This window comes from Terriglobus tenax, assembly GCF_025685395.1.
GTDB lineage: Bacteria > Acidobacteriota > Terriglobia > Terriglobales > Acidobacteriaceae > Terriglobus > Terriglobus tenax.
In genome coordinates this window covers 645,838-661,773 of sequence record NZ_JAGSYA010000004.1, presented here as the reverse complement: position 1 = coordinate 661,773, position 15,936 = coordinate 645,838, and the positions used below count along the sequence as shown (strand labels likewise).

Here is a 15,936-nt window from a genome sequence, read left to right as displayed (position 1 = left end):
ATAGAAAGCAGAGGTCCACCGCGTGCCGCGCATCCATTTTCACCAACAACTTGCCGCGCTGAAGGACAAGCTGCTGGCCATGGCCGCGCTGGCCCACCAGGTGCTGGAGTACTCGGTCACTGCCTACGTCAACGGCGACATGCAGCTCTGCGAGCATGTGCTGGAGATTGAGGCCGCCATCAACGCCGCCGAACGCGAAGTGGACGAGATGGCCTACGAGCTGCTCAGCCGCGAGCAGCCCATGGCCATCGACCTGCGTTTCATCCTGTCGGTCATCAAGATCAATGGCGACCTGGAGCGCATCGGAGACCAGAGCGTGAACGTGGCCCAGCGGGCCCGCTCGCTGGCCGGGTTGCCGCCGGTGGACCTGCCGGTCAACATGACGCGCATGGGCGAGCGTGCCGGAAAGATGATCCGTCTTGCCATCCAGGCTCTGGTGGAAGGCGATGCGGTGGTCGCCGACCAGGTGCTGGCCATGGACGACGAGATGGACCTGATGAACCGCGAGGCGCAGGATCTTCTGGTGGAGCTGATGATGCTGAAGCCGGAGACGACCGATCACGCCCTGAATGCCATCATCATTGCCCGTAACCTGGAACGCACCGGTGACCACGCGACCAACATCGCGGAAGACGTCATCTTCTGGGTGCGCGGGTCGGACGTGCGGCACAAGATGACGCTGGCTGAAGCCGAGTAAGCATCTCTGCAGACATCAAAAGCCAAAGGGGTGCCCTCCTGGAAAGAGCACCCCTTTGTTCTGTAGCTGACAGATCTACTGCTCTGATTCGCCCCATTCCAGATCCTGCGGCAGCTTGAAGTCCAACGGAAGTGTGCGCTGCTGCTCCCAGGCCCGGAAGGTGGTTTCCAGAATCGCCATGACGGCGAGAGCGTCCCGCGCGGAGACCGGTGCGGGGGAGTGCTGGAGGATGGCATCGCGCACGCCTTCATAGAAAGGCAACTGGTTGCCGCGCGGGACGGGCCATTCCGTGGTTTCTCCGGTGCCGGCGTAGAACACAGCCGGTTGAGGATCGATGCCGAACTCCGGCGCAAGGGGAGACATGCCTGCCTGCAGCTGCGCCTCCTGCGTATCCATGCCGTACTTCACCCAGGTGCCCAGCGTTCCGTGCAGCACAGAGCGGGGCAGCGATCCGGAGGCGATGTTCGTGGCTTCGAGAACCACGCGTTTGTCCGGGTAGTGGAGGATGACGTGTACCCAGTCGTCCGTCTGTCCACCTTCGCGCAGTACCGCGAAGGACGCGGTGATCTGCTGCGGAAGACCGAAGAAATGTACGGAGAGGTCAATCAGGTGTGGCCCAAGATCGAACCAGAGCCCTGCGCCGGCGCCAGGAGTCTCCCTCCACCTTTGTCGCACCGTGGGACGATACCGGTTCATGCGGCAGTCAAACTGTGCCACACGGCCCGTTACGCCCTGTCGCAGAGCCTCCTTGATTCCTAGAACTTCGCTCTCCCAGCGGCGGTTATGGAAGACGGTCAGCAGCCGGTCGTTGCGCAGTGCCGCGGCGCGCAGCTTCTCCGCCTCGGCTAGGTCGAGCGTAAAGGGTTTGTCAACCACGACATGCTTGCCCGCTTCCAGCGCCGCCAGGGCCAGTGGAAAATGCTCGGTGTTGGGCGTGGCAATCACCACCAGGTCTACCTGTGGGGCGACCACCAACTCCTGCGGAGAGCACACGCGCACGTCGCCCAGCGCCGCTCGCACCTCCTCTGGTCTGGAGGTGGCGATCGTACTGAGACGCAGGCCGGGGACTGCCTGAATCAACGGGGCATGTAAAACGCGACCCGCGTATCCGTAACCGATAAGACCGACGTTGACACTCTCACTCATCTCTTCATCATCGCGCATCATCCAGGTTGGTTGACCGGACAGACGTCCTAGAGGAGAGAAGCAGCGTGCCCTGAATTGCCGGGAAACTTGACTCATTTCCTCCACCCCGCTAGCCTTTAAGCCATGCAGACAGTGCAAAATGCGTGTTGTTGTACGGCCGTTGGCCGCTGCGCGTAATTGTCTCTGAGCAAGTTTTTGAGCAGCCAGCGCCCGCGTACTCTTCGCGGGCTTTGTACTTAACAGCAGCATTGCGTAAACACCTCCCAATCAAAAGGATTCCAGCAACGCCATGATGTCGCCCGATGCACCGCAGACCGCGCCCGTAAAAGAGACCAAGGCCCAGAAGTCTGAACGCCTGAAGATTGAGAAAAATCCGTGGGACAACTGGTCTGACGTGGAAGGCTACGCCAAGGGCGGCCGTGAGGCCGTGGCCTCGGAGTGGGCAAACCTCTACTTCAAGTGGTGGGGCATTTACACGCAGGGTGACGGCATTGGAGCCGTTGGCGGTGTTGGCGGCGAGGGCAAGGCCAGCGAGTACTTCATGATGCGTATCGCCGTCCCTGGCGGCTTCATGACCAGCAAGCAAGCCCGCGTTGTGGCTGACCTGACCAAGAAGTACGCGCGCAACCTGTGCGACGTCACCACGCGCCAGGCCATCCAGCTGCACTGGCTCACCATCGAGTCGCTGCCCATCATTGTCGAGGAGCTCGAGAAGGTCGGCATGTCTCCCAAGGGAGCCTGCGGCGACGTGGTCCGCAACGTGACCGGCTGCCCGCTGGCCGGCATTGATGCCGAAGAGATTACCGACGCCAGCGAGATGGCCAAGGCCGTCGCGGCCGAGCTGAATGGTAACTCCGACTATTACAACCTGCCGCGCAAGTTCAAGATCAGCGTCAGCGGCTGCCCGGTCTGGTGCACCTACCCGGAGATCAATGACCTGGCGCTGACCGCCATCAAGCGTGGCGATGAGATTGGCTACAGCCTGCGCGTCGGCGGCGGCCTGTCGAAAGAGCCGCACATGGCCGTGCGCCTGCCTATTTTCCTGAAGCCCGAGCAGTGCATCCCCGCCATCCGCGGCGTGCTCGAGATCTACAAAGAGCAGGACGCCCTGCGCCAGGACCGCGCCAAGGCCCGCATCAAGTACATGTTCAGCAAGCTGGGCTGGACGGCCGAGAGCTTTACGGCAGAGCTGGAGAAGCGCGTCGGCTTCAAATTCGATCCCGCCGTTGAGGAAGTGCAGCCTGAGGATGTTCTGCGCGATCACTGCGGTATCCGCAAGCAGAAGCAGGAAGGCCTCAGCTCCGTTGGCATGACCGTTCTGCGCGGACGCCTGAGCGGTGAGCAGCTTGAGAAAGTCGCCGACCTCGCCGACGAATACGGCAACGGCGAAGTCCGCACCACCATCATGCAGAACCTGCTGATCCCCAACGTGCCGACAGAGAAGGCCACCGCTCTGGCCGAAGAGTTGGGCAAGCTGGAGTTGCGCGTTGAGGGCTCAACCTTCTGGCGCGGCACGGTGGCCTGCACCGGCACCGAGTTCTGCAAGCTGGCCATCAGCGAGACCAAGGGCTTCGCCAAGTGGCTGGTCGGCGAGATTGAAGACCGTATGCCGGAGTTCGATCAGCAGATCCGCATCAACGTCACTGGCTGTCCCAACAGCTGCGGCCAGCACTGGATCGCCGACATCGGCCTCGAAGGCAAGAAGGTGAAGGTCGACGGCCAGATGGTTGACGCCTTCCAGTTCGCAGTGGGCGGAGCCGTGGGCAAGTACCAGCGCCCGGCGCGCACCATCGGCTATCGCGCCGCCGCAACCGATGTCCCTGAGGCAATCGAGCGCCTGCTGCGCGGCTATCTGGCCACGCGCGAGACGGGTGAAAACCTGCGCGCCTACTTCGCACGCACGCCGGACGAGGTGCTGCGCGGTCAGCTCGCTGGCGCTGGACCGGCCGAGATCGGCGAGTAAGCTACCACTCTGGGTTCCCCATCCACGCAACGCGTGGGTGGGAATCACTTAGCAAGGAAACACCATGAGCAGTCTCTTCCCCATGTTCCTGAAGCTCGACGGCCGCCGCTGCCTTGTCATCGGCGCAGGCCGCATCGCGGATGGAAAAGCGGAAGGCTTGTTGCGCGCGGGAGCTACCGTTACCGTCATCGCTCCGGAAGCCAATGACAAAGTGCACGCACTTGCAGCCGCGGGCCGCATTACGTGGCTTGAGCGTGAGGTACAGCCGGGAGATACGGCTGGCTACTTCCTCGTCGTCGCCGGAACCAACGTCGCCGCCGTTAACCGCGCCGTTGTAGACGAGGCCCGCGCCGCCGATATCCTGGTCAACGCGGTCGACGATCCGCCCTACTGCGACTTCTACTACGGCTCCATCGTCGAGCGCGGTCACTTGCAGATCGCCATCTCAACCGCTGGAGAATCTCCCGCGCTGGCGCAGCGTCTCCGCAAGGAGATCGATGCGCAGCTTCCCGCCGATGTCGGCGATTGGCTGGCGCAGGTCGGCCAGCTCCGCCGCGAAGTGATCGAACTGGAGCCCGAGCCCAACGAAGACCGTAAGTGGATCCTCCACAAGCTGGCCCAGCGCGAGACCTGCGGCAAGGACGACTGCCCCTCGCGCATCATCGCGCGCGAACACGCCGCCGAGGTGGCCCAGAAATGACCTCCGCACAGAAGGGCGTTGTCTATCTCGTCGGTGCAGGCCCGGGTGATCCGGAGCTGCTGACCGTCCGTGCGCTGCATCTGCTGCAGACCGCCGACCTGGTGCTGCATGACGATCTGGTGCCCGACGCCGTACTCGCTCTTATCCACGAAGGCGCTGCAATCGAATCCGTCGGCAAGCGCTGCGGCCGCGCCCGCATCACGCAGCAGGGCATCAACGCCATCCTGATAGAGGAGGCACGCAAAGGCCTCTCCGTCGTTCGCCTGAAGTCCGGCGACCCCATGGTCTTTGGCCGCGCCGCCGAAGAGCTGGACGCTCTGCGCGCAGCGGGCATTGAAGCCGTCGTCGTGCCGGGAGTCTCGGCCGTCTTCGCCGCTGCCGCCACGCTGCAAACTCCGTTGACAGACCGTCGCACCTCGTCGCGGCTTATCCTCGCAACCGGTTCGCATGCCGAAGGCAAAGAGGCTCCGCCGCTATGGCAGGGAACATTGAATGACGAAGCAACGCTGGCCGTCTATATGCCTGGCCGCGACTTCGCCGGCACGGGCGCGCAGTTGCTGGCGAACGGCATGGATGCGTCCATGCCAGTGGTTGCGGTCTCGCGTGCTGGCCAGCCGGAGCAGAGCATAGTGACTGGGCGCGTCGGCACCATGCACACGCTGCATCCGGGCCACGCTCCGGTGTTGCTGCTCATCGGACGCGCGCTGGAGGCAATCGTTTCAGGGCAGATAGCCCGCGAAGCCCCGTCAGGGCAGATAACTATAGATCAGGGCCTTCGCCCGCTTCTCGCGGAACTCGGTTAGTCCCGGCTCCCACATCGCCGTGATGTCGTGCGGGTCCTTGCCTGCCTTGATCGCATCGACTGTAGCCTGGTTCACGATCAGGCGGTTGGCGCGGTCCAGCCCCATCTGTTCCGGGTAGAAGTGATAGAGCGCGGAGAGTATCTCCAATCCCAGCGCAGGCCCGTCCAACCGCGTGCGGTCGGTCACAGTCATCTTCACGCCGGGAATCGACTGCCCATGAAACGGATACTTGTGTTCGTCCTCGGTCACCTTCATGGTCACCGCTTCAAACTGCACCTGCGTGATCTTGCGCGCGTTCAGATACGCGACCACCTCATCCGCCTTGATCCACGGAGCGCCGAACTGCTCAAACGGTGCGTCGGTGCCACGCCCGATGGACGCTGACGAGGTTTCGACCAGTCCCAGCGCGGCGTAGAGCGTCACCGCATTCATCGTCCGCAAATTAGGGCTGGGGTTCTGCCAGGGCAATCCGGTCTGGTCAAACCACAGGCCGCGGATGTAGTTCTGCACGCGGATCACGGTCAGCGGAGCCTCGAGCGGCTTACCGTCCGCACCAAGCTTGTTCTGGTTGAAGTACTGCGCCACCTCGCCCAGCGTCATGCCGTTCTGCGAAGGCAACCCGGCCATGTAGTTGGTGTAGGCATCGTGCCCCGCATCCGACAGCGGCCCGCCAACAGTTGTGCCCGCAGGCATCGCCGGACGATCCAGGATCACGATGTCCAGCCGGTGGTGATACTGCTTCTCCTCGTTGGCCGCGGCTTCCAGAAAGTAGCCAACCTGCGCTTCATAGGTGTAGTAGCGAAAGCCCGCGTCCTGCAGGTCGATAAAGACCGCGTCCAGGTTGGCAAGGTCTTCATGCTTCGGATGCCGTGCGGCGACGGAACTATAAAGCGAGACGATGGGAATGCCGGTGGCTTTGTCCTTGCTCGACTCGATGCCTTCGCGGTCTTCCGCACCGTTGATGCCGTGTTCGGGAGAGAAGAGGGTAGTGAGCTTGAAGCCGGGAACCTTCGCGCTTGTGAGGATGTCGATGGTGCGCTTGCCCGTGCGGTCGGTACCGGTGTTGTTGGTGAGCAGGCCGATGTTGAGATGTTTTTCGTGATGAGCGGCGAGTGTCTTCAATTGGGCGAAGCTCTCAGCTTCGAGCGAATCGATACCTGGAAGAACAGGCTCTTCGTATCTCACATAATCTGATCTGATTTCAGAACGAAGTGTCTTTGGTGCCGGGGGGACAGTTGGAATCTCGCCAGACGCGCTTGAGACAACGACATCGTCGCAGATTGTTCCGCGAGGGCAGCGACTAGTTTCGGAAATGCGATACAATCCAAGCGCCTTCGCCGCAGCCGTAGCAATCTTCCCCCGCAATGGCGTCACCGGAGCGCGCCCCCTTGGATGGATCGCATTCGCCAGCAGGATGACGTACGTATTCGAGCGCGGGTCCATCCACAGGCTCGTTCCCGTAAAGCCCGTATGCCCAAAGCTGCCGACAGGGAACAGGTCGCCGCGCGGACGCGAGTAAGGCGAATCGATATCCCACCCATACCCGCGCAGATACTTTGCTCCCACCGGCTGCTCAGGCTGCGCCATCAGCCTCAGCGTCTCGGTCTTCAGCGGGAAGTTCGACGGACGTCCGGCTAGCTTGTCCAGCAGAGCCTGTGCGTAGAGGGCAACGTCAGCAGCGGTGGAGAAGACTCCGGCATGGCCAGCGACTCCACCCATGCGGCGTGTCGTTGGGTCATGCACCGTGCCGCGCAGAAGATGGTCGAAGTTGGGATTCACCTGCGCGTTCAGTTCGTCGTCGTGCGCGGTGGGAGCGGTGTTCGCGCTATCGATGGTGTACCAACCGCTTGGATTGCAGATAACTGAGACCGGGTAGCCATCCGCCGTTCTCAGTTCACGAGCAGCACCGCTGACGATAGAGGGGCCACAGGCGCGGTCAAAGCCGTGAAAGCGCGTATGCGTCATCTTCAAAGGCGAAAAAACATGCTCGTACGCATACACATCCAGGGACTCACCGCTGAGCTTTTCCACCAGTGCACCGGCGGTGATGAAGTTGATGTCCGAATAGACAAACTTCACGCCAGCCGGGCCAGCAGGTACAGACTCCATCGCCCGCCTGATGCCTTCGGCTTTATCAGGCTTTGCCAGTCCCCACGGATCTTTCAACGACACATCCGGCGCAAGGCCTGAGTAGTGCGTCAATATCTGCCGGATGGTGATGTTGCCTTTGCCGTTCGCTGCAAACTCAGGCAGATACTTCGCTACCGGATCATCGAACTGGAACTTGCCCTGCTCGTACAACTGCATCATCGCCGTCGAAGTGGCGATGCACTTGGTCAGCGATGCCATGTCGAAGATCGTGTCCTCGGTCATAGGCTCGGCGACGGTGGAGCCGTTGGGGCTCACCTCGCCTGCAACCTTGCGGTCGCCATAGGCCTTGTGGAAGACAACCTTTCCACCGTGACCGATCAAGACCACGCCACCGGGAAGCTGGTTGGCCTTGATGCCATCGGCCATCAGCGTATCGATGGAAGAAAAATCCTGCGCACATAGGGGAAGCGCGGTGACGACGAGAGCAAGTGTGGTAGCCAGGAACTTACGCATGTGGTTGCCAATCAAGGTATATGAATTTGGTGTCATCCTTTGCTGCGTTCAGAATGACACGTTTGTGACTTACTCCAAACTCGTACGAGAAGAGATCATGCTCACCATCGAGCCAACGCCCACCGTCACAGCCGACCCAATCAACACGTACCACGTATACGCAATCGGCGGCAGCCAGGAGATGGAAGGCAGCAGCTTGATGCTGATCAGCCACAGCGTCAGGTTCACCGCGAAGCCGCATATCATGCCTGCAATCGCTCCGGCCTGCGTGGCGAACTTCGTCAGTGTGCCCAGAAGGAAGACGCCCAGCAGCGCGCCATAGGCGACCGATGCGATCGACAGGCCCATCTCCACCACATGCCCCTTGCCGCCCACAAATACGGAATACACCGCGATAGCGAAGAGCACCACCGCCCACACGCCGGTCGACACACGCGAAAGGCTGGTGCGCTCCTTGTCGGTCGCGTTGGGACGAAGCCGCATGTAGAAGTCGACGACGGTGGTCGATGAGAGCGAGTTCAGCGCGGCCGACAGGTTTGACATCGCCGCTGCAAGAATCGCTGCAATCAGCAGACCGGCGATGCCGGTGGGCATCTCGCGCACGATGAAGCTGGGGAAGATGCGGTCAGCCGAGGTGAAGCCCGGTGTCGCGCCTCCAATGGGCATGCCGTAGAAGACCCACAGGCCCGCACCGATGATGAGGAAGAGCAGGAACTGCACGAAGACCACGCCGCCGGAGGCCAGCAGGGCCAGTCGCGACTCCTTCAGGTCTTTTGCAGCGAGCAGGCGCTGCACCATCAGCTGGTCAGTGCCATGCGATGCCATGGTGAGGAAGGTGCCGCCCAGAATGCCCGCCCAGAAGGTATATGTCTTCACCAGTGAGAAGCTGAAGTCGAGCATGTGGAACTTGCCCGCAGCGCTCGCGACCTCGTGAATATGCGACCATCCGCCGGGAACGTGCGTGCCCAGTGTGATCAACGCCACCAGCGTTCCTGCAATGTAGAGCGTCATCTGCACCACGTCGGTCCATATGACGGCGGTCATGCCGCCTTCAAAGGTATAGAGCAGCGTCAGCGCGGAGATGATCGCGATCGACAGAATGTCGTTGGTGCCGATGGCAAGGCCCACAACAATCGAGATCGCAAAGACGCGAACGCCTTCTGCTGCGGCGCGTGTGATGAGGAACAAGCCTGCGGTGACGGTTTGCAGCGTCGACCCGAAGCGGTTGCGGATGAGCTGGTAGGCAGTGAACAACTCGCCATGGAAGTAGCGCGGCAGGAAGAGAATGCAGATGATCAGCCGCCCGATCATGTAGCCGATGACCAGCTGCAGGAAGCCGAAGTTCGATGTAAACGCCACACCCGGAATGGAAACAATAGTCAGCGTGCTGGTTTCCGCCGAAACAATCGACAGCGCGATGGCCCACCAGGGAATCGTCTTGCCGCCCAGGAAGTAACTGGAGAGCGACTTGTCCTGCGACCGGAAGCGCAGGCCGAACAGGGTGATGCCGATGAGGTACGCGGCGACGATAGCTAGGTCGATCGGATGGAGGCGGGTCATCTGAATTTGAGTGTAAGGGTAGCGTATGATCACTGGCTATGGCGTTTTATCTCGGAATGGATGCTGGCGGTTCCCGCACCCGGATTGCTGTCGCGGATGACACACGCGAACTGGCCCGGGTTGAGGGCGAGAGCGTGAAGACGTTGCGTGTCTCCGAAGGCGACGCCGAGGCGCGTTTTGGTGCGCTGTTAAGCCAGTTGGAAGCGCAATCTGGAGTCAATTTACGCGAAATTAAGCGCGTTTGCGTCGGATTAAGTGGAGTTTCTGTGCCGGCGGTTTGCCACTTTGTGGCAAATACGCTTTCACACCATGTCGGCGGAGAGGTGGAGATCATCGGCGACCAGGTGATTGCGCTGGATGCTGCCTTCCATGGCGGCGACGGCATCCTGGTCATTGCCGGAACGGGATCGAACGTCGGCGGACGATTTGGCGAGCAGATGTTCGGAGCCGGCGGATGGGGGCCGATGCTGGGTGACGAGGGGTCGGGCCACTGGATCGGTCTGGAGGCGTTGAAGGCTGCGCTGCGTGCGCGCGATATCTCCGGCGAGGAGTTTCCGGTGCTGCGCGAGGCAATGCGGGTTTGGGGCGTGGAAAGTCTCGGTGACCTGGTCGCTGTCGCGCATCGTCCGGGGACGCGGTTTGCCGCGCTGGCTCCGGTAGTGGTGGCGTGTGCCGCGCAGGGCGATGCGATTGCGGGTGAGGTGTTGGACCGCGCGGGGGAAGAACTGGCAGTGCAGGTGGTGGCGGTCTACAGCAAGATGAGGTTGGCGGGTTTCCGTGCGGAGCGTTGCGGTGTGGCGTATACGGGCAGCGTGCTTGAGAAGATCGAACGTGTGCGGCAGCGGTTTACCGAGGTGCTGACGACGCGGGTGATGGGCGGCGGATTGTTTGTGGTGGGCGCGGTCGATCCGGTGGATGGCGCGTTGTGGCGGGCTCGGTCGTTGGCCTCGAACCCTGCCTAGCGTTTTACCCCAGCGACGAAGTAGGCGCCCAGTGGAGTACGCAGATTCTGAGACGCCGCCCATCGAGGCCGGCGTCGGTTTTTTGGGGAGATGGCTACGGCACGGCTGAAGCCGTGCCGTAACGAGATGGATCGCTCTCCCATTCATCGCTTTGCGATGAATGGGGCACCCGGCAACCTGAGTTGTGGTTAGTTGAGGAACTGGCCGTTCAGGCAGGTGGCCTGCAGTTTGCCGTCTTCGGTGAAGAGGTTGAAGCTGGCGGGCTGGCCTTCAGCGAGGGTTGGAGCTTGGAGGCCAAGCATGTGGGCGGGGTTGGTGCTGGCCAGGCCGATGGCGGTTGCCAGGGAGGCTCCGGTGAAGTGCTTCAGGTTCTCGATGGCCTTGTCCAGTGTGAGCACGCTGCCGGCCAGGACGCCACGGGCGGTAGCGCGGCCGTGGGCGACGGTGACCTCGAAGTCGCCCAGCATGTAGGTGCCGTCGGGCATGCCGGTGGCGGACATGCCGTCGGTGACCAGGATGCCGCGGTGTGGGCCCTTGGCTTTGAGCCAAAGGCGGATCAGCTCCGGTGCGACGTGGATGCCGTCGCAGATGATCTCGGCGAAGAGGTCATCACGGTCGAGCACGGTGCCCAGGATGCCAGGCTCGCGGTGGTCCAGGGCGCGCATGGCGTTGAAGGTATGCGTTGCGGAGACGGCTCCGGCCTCGATGGCAGCTACTGTCTCTGCCCTGGTGGCGGTGGAGTGGCCAACGGAGATGCGTACGCCCTTTGAGGTGGCGTGGCGGATGACTTCGATGGCTCCGGGAACCTCGGGAGCGATGGTCATCAGGCGGATGTGCCCGCGCGAAGCTTGGTAGAAGCGGTCGAAGATCGCGATGGAAGGCTCGAGGATCAGCTCATCCGCGTGGACGCCGCGCTTGCCGTGGGAGACGAAGGGGCCTTCCAGGTGAATGCCTACAGGTCGTGCCTGGCGTGAGGCAGTACCGCCTTCGATGATGTCTGCCAGACCTTCCAGGGCGTGCAGCGTCGCGTCCACCGGTGCGGTGACAGTGGTGGGCAGATACTGGCCGACGCCGCGGCTGGCCAGAAAGCCGGAGACAGCGGAGAGCGCCTCCGGGGTGCCTTCCATGATGTCGTGGTTCGCCGCGCCATGCAGGTGAATGTCGAAGAGCGTCGGCGTAAGGGTCGCGCCGGGGAAGTGCCGTGTATTGGCCGGAGCTTCGGCATGGTCGCGGCTGGTGATGGCTGCGATGTAGCCGTCCTCGAGGGAGAGAAGGGGGTTTTCAACGATGCCCTTCGAGGTAAGGGCGCGTGCGGCACTGAGAGTCGTAATCACTTCGTTGACTATGCTAAACCCGCAGTCTTCGGCGCGGGTGGAGCAAGTGTCTCTTGTCCTAATAGATGTGCCGTGTTAAGCGCAGACAAGAACGCCGGCCATCGCGGCCGGCGCTCTTGTTTCCTGGGTGGATTTTCAGGGGTCGAGGGAGAGGGTTACTTCGTTGCCGGTGGCGGAGCGGGAATGCCAAGGTCGCTGGCCGGCGGGATGGTGTGGTCGTTGGTCCATTGGCGCTGGGCTGTACGGACCTTGTCGATGCGGGAGAGCCAGAGCTGGATGGTGAGGTCGTAGCGCTCCAGGTTGTTGCGCAGGAAGTAGGGGCGGTTGGACTTGAGCCATGCGGCCTCGTACAGGTCGCGCAGCAGGGAGTAGTTGTTGCGCAGGTCCTGGAGCTTGCCGTTGACGGCATTGATCAGGTTCAGCTCGTGGGCCACTTCGATGCGGTCTTCGCGCACCTTCGATCCCTGCAGGCTGTAGGCGTGCTGGTAGCCGAGCGCCATCTCGTCGGCGATCTGGAACTTCAGGCCGATGAGGTCAAAGCGGCGAGCGCCGAGTTCGAGTGCGTCAATGGCATCGGTCTCACGCAGCCCCGGATTCATGTTGCGTGCCTTGGCGATCAGCACCATGGCGGCCTCGGCGTGCAGGCGCAGGTCGCGCAGCACGGGGCGAAGCTGTACGGCCTGCTTCTGTCCGTCGGCGGACCACGGGTCGATCCAGAAGAGCAGGTCGCTGCCGTCGGACTTGTAGTCGGAGTCCTTCAGCAACTGGTGGCAGAGCATCAGCTCCTTCTGCGCCTGGTCAATGGAGCCGGTGGAGTCGCCGTGGAAACTGCGGCCAAAGCTGGACTGGAAGGCCGGGATGGAGGCCTGTCCCTGGTGCCATGCGGCTTCGGCGCCGAAGAGGATGCCGTACCAGTCGTTGTTGGGGATGGCTTCGCCGTCGTCGCGCCAGATGGTGTTGAGCTGGCCGGTGGCGCCAAGGCGCTGGCCAGCGGCGGTAAAGCTTTGGATGTTCGACAGGCCATAGTTGTAATTGGGATAGGGGCGCGACCAGTTGTTGATGCCGGGTGCAACCCATGTCTCAAAACCCGCGTTGGTGAAGGGCGTAATGTACTGGTCGAAGCTGGGGTGCGGGTTGTACTCCCAGGCTACGGCGAGCGTGTCCTTCTTGAACTGCGCGGGCATGGCCTTCAGCAGCGCGGGTTCCTTGTAGGCGATGTCTCCCCAGAAGAGCAGGCGGCGATTGAGCGGCTTCAGATCGGTGACGATCTTCTGCATGAAGTCGAGGTAGACGGGGCCGAGGCCACGCGCGTCGACTTCGGGCTTGGTGGCTCCGCGGCCCAGGTCGACGGTCTCGTCCGCGCCGATGTGGAGGAAGGGGCCGGGGAAGATGTTGGACAGCTCGGTGAACATCTCGCGGATGAGCTGGGTGGAGCCGATGGAGCCGGGAGCGAGGACGTGTCCGTGCGGTGTTTCCGCAAGTGGTGTGTACTGCTCGTAGTTGAGCAGGTAGTGCAGATGGCCGAAGGCCTCCTGCTCGGGGATGACGAGGATGTGCAGCCTGGCGGCATAGGCTTGCAGCTCGCGTGCTTCGGCCTGTGTAAGGTGGCCACCGGGCGGCTGCATCAGCGGATGCCCGGTGTACTGCATGGTGTGCTCAAAGTAAGGCGAGTAGATGTTGACCTTGTAGGCCGCCAGTACGTTGAGCTGGTGCTTCATGAAGTCGAGCGTGGGGAAGGGGCCGCGGGAGAGGTCGTCATGCAGGCCGCGGTACTTGAGTGCCGGCCAGTCGCGGATGGTGGCCGTATGCAGTACTGCCTGCGTCCCGTTGCCTTCGATCATCTGCTTGGCGGTTTGCAGGGCGTAGAAGACGCCGCTGGCGGTGAAGCCGGTGAGGGCGATGCCTTGCTTGTCCGGGATGATGGCATAGCCTTCGGGTTTGATGGCATCAGTGGGTTCCTGCGGAGAGCCCTTGGGCAGCGCGTCGGTATAGATGGACTTTGCGTTGGAACTGGTACCGTAGCGTGTGACGAAGATATGGACCGGAGCGCTGGTCTGTACTGGAATGGAGCGTGCGGCAAGAAAGGCCTTGAAGTCTTCCACCGCAAAGGTATCGTCTGCGTCACAGGGAGAGGCGCAGGTGACTTCGATGCCCTGCGTAAGGGGATAGGTCTCTGCCGGTGCGGCTTCGCGCGGCATGGGAATGATGGCGAGCTTCGCGGGGGAGGTATTCGCGGAGGACTGAGCCGTGAGCGACGGAACAAGCAGGGAAGCGGTGCAGCCGAGCAGGAGCGCTGCTGTAAGACGATGTGCCATGCAGACCAACGTACAACAGCAAGGTGGAAATGAAAACGTTGGGAATGCGACGATGGGTGATCGATCAAAATTTATGACCGAAGGGAAGTCCGCATGCGGATTTGGCGTATCTGGCTGATGGGCGTTGCCCTGCTGCTGAGTGGTGGCGGAGCAATGGATGTTGAGGCACAGGAGGCAAAGGCTGAGAGTGACGAGGTGAAGGCGCTGCGGGAAGAGATGGCTGCCATGCGCAAGGAACTGCAGGCGCAGATCGACCTGTTGAAGACCCAGCTTATTGCGAAGAGCGCTCCTGCGGTTGTGGCTGCGCCGACGACGGCGGTCGGCCGCGATGTGGAAGAGTTCCAGGAAGCGGTTGGACCGTTGCCGGTGAAGCCGAGTGTGAAGGCCGCGACGGCTCCGGTACCTTTGCCTGGTGTTTCCGCCTCGGGTGCTCCGGCTGCCACGGTGGCGGCCTCGACCAAGTCAGCCGCAGGCACCACGCAGCCGCCGGTTACGACGGATGGGCCGGGAAGCTTCCGCTTCAAGGGCGTGCAGATTACGCCGGGCGGGTTCTTCAGCCTGGACTCGATCTATCGTTCGAGGGCGATGGCGAATGAGGTCAATACGATCTTCAGCCAGTTGCCGTATTCGGGTGCGGGGCTGGCGCATGTCAGCGAGTGGTTTGCCAGCGGACGCCAGTCGCGTTTTCAGTTTCTGGCGGAGGGCAATACGAAGTTCGGCAAGCTGACGGGATACTTTGAGACAGACTTTATCGGCGCGGGCATTACGTCGAATAACAACCAGTCCAACAGCTATGTTCTTCGGCAGCGGCAGCTGTGGGGACAGGCCAGTTTCAACTCCGGGTGGAGCTTTGCGGGGGGGCAGATGTGGACGCTGGCGACGGAGCATCGTCGTGGCGTGGAGCCTCGCTTTGAGAGCCTGCCGACCGTGATCGACGCATCGCAGCACATTGGCTATACGTGGGGCCGGCAGGGTTCGGTGCGTGTGACGAAGAAGCTGGGAAGCGCGGTGCAGGCGGCGTTTTCGCTGGAGCAGTCGCAGGCGTTGTTCAGTGCGACGAATGCGCCGAACAACTTCTTCCTAGGGTCTCCGGGGGTTCCGCTGGGAGCGTTGAATCCGACGTTTAACTACACCAATAACCCGGCGCCGGATGTGCTGACGAAGGTGGCGTACGATCCGGTGAAGGGTGGCGTGTGGCGGGGCCATTATGAACTGGGCGGCATGGTGCGGTTCTTCCGCTCGCGGTACTATCCGACGGGTTCGGCGACTCCGCAGAGCGATACGAAGGCGGGCGGATCGTTCTTTGCAAGCGCGCGTGTGCCGGTGACCCAGAGGTTGGAGATTGGCGCCAAGGTGCTGGCTGGCCGCGGCGTGGGCCGCTATGGTGCGGCGACTCTGCCGGATGTCACGGTGCATCCGGATGGAACGCTGGCTCCTTTGACCGGAGCGCAGGGATTTCTTCGCGCGGAGTTCAAGGCGACCAAGAACCTGGACCTGTTTACCTACCACGGGTGGGAGTACATGGGCCGGCTTTACTATCGCGCCGGCGATGGCACGCTGGTGGGCTACGCTCCGCCCAGCATGGTGAACACCGGCTGCGAAACGGAGGCTGCGCCGACAAGCAACAACGGCTTCAGCCCGGGGACTCCGTCGAACTGCGTGGGCGCTACCCGCCTGCTGTCGGCGCATTCGTTTGGGTATACGTACCGCTTCTATGAAGGTCCGGCGGGCAGGTTCCAGATCTCGGCGCAGTACAGCCATTTGAGGCGGAATGGCTGGACCGGTGTGGGCGGAACGCCGCAGGGGATCAACCACTTTGTGTATACGAGTGTGCGGTATTACCTGCCCTAAG

General features: G+C 62.1%; 11 protein-coding genes. 6 read left to right on the top strand and 5 right to left on the bottom strand.

The window, feature by feature from the left end:
* The first annotated feature begins 22 nt into the window (after window positions 1-22).
* A complete protein-coding gene (gene phoU / locus OHL13_RS08260; RefSeq protein ID WP_263409656.1) occupies window positions 23-697 on the top strand; it encodes a phosphate signaling complex protein PhoU in 675 nt (224 codons plus the stop codon).
* Window positions 698-772: 75 nt separating this feature from the next.
* Here phoU and OHL13_RS08255 read toward each other — a convergent pair whose 3' ends face one another.
* Entirely contained in the window at window positions 773-1,843 is a 1,071-nt protein-coding gene (locus tag OHL13_RS08255; protein ID WP_263409655.1) for an oxidoreductase, read from the bottom strand.
* Window positions 1,844-2,132: 289 nt separating this feature from the next.
* Here OHL13_RS08255 and OHL13_RS08250 point away from each other — a divergent pair, with 289 nt between their 5' ends.
* The 3 genes from OHL13_RS08250 (at window position 2,133) to cobA (ending at window position 5,309) form a co-directional block, all read left to right on the top strand.
* Entirely contained in the window at window positions 2,133-3,806 is a 1,674-nt protein-coding gene (locus tag OHL13_RS08250) for a nitrite/sulfite reductase (protein ID WP_263409654.1), read from the top strand.
* Between the two features lie 64 nt (window positions 3,807-3,870).
* Complete coding sequence (locus tag OHL13_RS08245) at window positions 3,871-4,506, top strand: precorrin-2 dehydrogenase/sirohydrochlorin ferrochelatase family protein (protein ID WP_263409653.1); 636 nt, start codon at window positions 3,871-3,873, stop codon at window positions 4,504-4,506.
* Window positions 4,503-5,309, top strand: a complete 807-nt coding sequence (cobA, locus tag OHL13_RS08240) for a uroporphyrinogen-III C-methyltransferase (protein WP_263409652.1) — start codon at window positions 4,503-4,505, stop codon at window positions 5,307-5,309. Before OHL13_RS08245 ends, cobA begins: the two co-directional genes overlap by 4 nt.
* On the opposite strand, the gene OHL13_RS08235 is transcribed toward cobA, so the two are convergent.
* Window positions 5,253-7,949 (bottom strand): serine hydrolase, encoded by a 2,697-nt coding sequence (locus OHL13_RS08235; RefSeq protein ID WP_263409651.1) that lies wholly within the window; start codon window positions 7,947-7,949, stop codon window positions 5,253-5,255. The two genes, cobA and OHL13_RS08235, sit on opposite strands and share 57 nt — an antisense overlap.
* A 33-nt stretch (window positions 7,950-7,982) precedes the next feature.
* Entirely contained in the window at window positions 7,983-9,473 is a 1,491-nt protein-coding gene (locus OHL13_RS08230; protein WP_263409650.1) for a sodium:solute symporter, read from the bottom strand.
* A 38-nt stretch (window positions 9,474-9,511) separates the two neighbouring features.
* Between OHL13_RS08230 and OHL13_RS08225 the strand changes: the two genes are divergently transcribed.
* Window positions 9,512-10,435, top strand: a complete 924-nt coding sequence (locus OHL13_RS08225; protein WP_263409649.1) for an N-acetylglucosamine kinase — start codon at window positions 9,512-9,514, stop codon at window positions 10,433-10,435.
* Window positions 10,436-10,623: 188 nt separating this feature from the next.
* On the opposite strand, the gene nagA is transcribed toward OHL13_RS08225, so the two are convergent.
* A complete protein-coding gene (gene nagA, locus OHL13_RS08220; protein ID WP_263409648.1) occupies window positions 10,624-11,769 on the bottom strand; it encodes an N-acetylglucosamine-6-phosphate deacetylase in 1,146 nt (381 codons plus the stop codon).
* Window positions 11,770-11,924: 155 nt separating this feature from the next.
* On the bottom strand, window positions 11,925-14,084 hold the full coding sequence (locus tag OHL13_RS08215) for a beta-N-acetylhexosaminidase (protein WP_263409647.1): 2,160 nt from the start codon (window positions 14,082-14,084) through the stop codon (window positions 11,925-11,927).
* 93 nt (window positions 14,085-14,177) lie between these two features.
* Here OHL13_RS08215 and OHL13_RS08210 point away from each other — a divergent pair, with 93 nt between their 5' ends.
* Window positions 14,178-15,935 carry a coiled-coil domain-containing protein gene (locus OHL13_RS08210; protein ID WP_263409646.1) on the top strand — a complete coding sequence of 586 codons (1,758 nt, stop codon included), beginning with the start codon at window positions 14,178-14,180 and terminating at the stop codon, window positions 15,933-15,935.
* Window position 15,936 lies beyond the last annotated feature (1 nt).

Coding starts and splice junctions, on each gene's coding strand:
- OHL13_RS08255 (WP_263409655.1), bottom strand. CDS start 1,843: ATGAGTGAGAGTGTCAACGTCGGTCTTATCGGTTACGGATACGCGGGT.
- OHL13_RS08250 (WP_263409654.1), top strand. CDS start 2,133: ATGATGTCGCCCGATGCACCGCAGACCGCGCCCGTAAAAGAGACCAAG.
- OHL13_RS08245 (WP_263409653.1), top strand. CDS start 3,871: ATGAGCAGTCTCTTCCCCATGTTCCTGAAGCTCGACGGCCGCCGCTGC.
- cobA (WP_263409652.1), top strand. CDS start 4,503: ATGACCTCCGCACAGAAGGGCGTTGTCTATCTCGTCGGTGCAGGCCCG.
- OHL13_RS08235 (WP_263409651.1), bottom strand. CDS start 7,949: ATGACACCAAATTCATATACCTTGATTGGCAACCACATGCGTAAGTTC.
- OHL13_RS08230 (WP_263409650.1), bottom strand. CDS start 9,473: ATGACCCGCCTCCATCCGATCGACCTAGCTATCGTCGCCGCGTACCTC.
- OHL13_RS08225 (WP_263409649.1), top strand. CDS start 9,512: ATGGCGTTTTATCTCGGAATGGATGCTGGCGGTTCCCGCACCCGGATT.
- OHL13_RS08215 (WP_263409647.1), bottom strand. CDS start 14,084: ATGGCACATCGTCTTACAGCAGCGCTCCTGCTCGGCTGCACCGCTTCC.
- OHL13_RS08210 (WP_263409646.1), top strand. CDS start 14,178: ATGCGGATTTGGCGTATCTGGCTGATGGGCGTTGCCCTGCTGCTGAGT.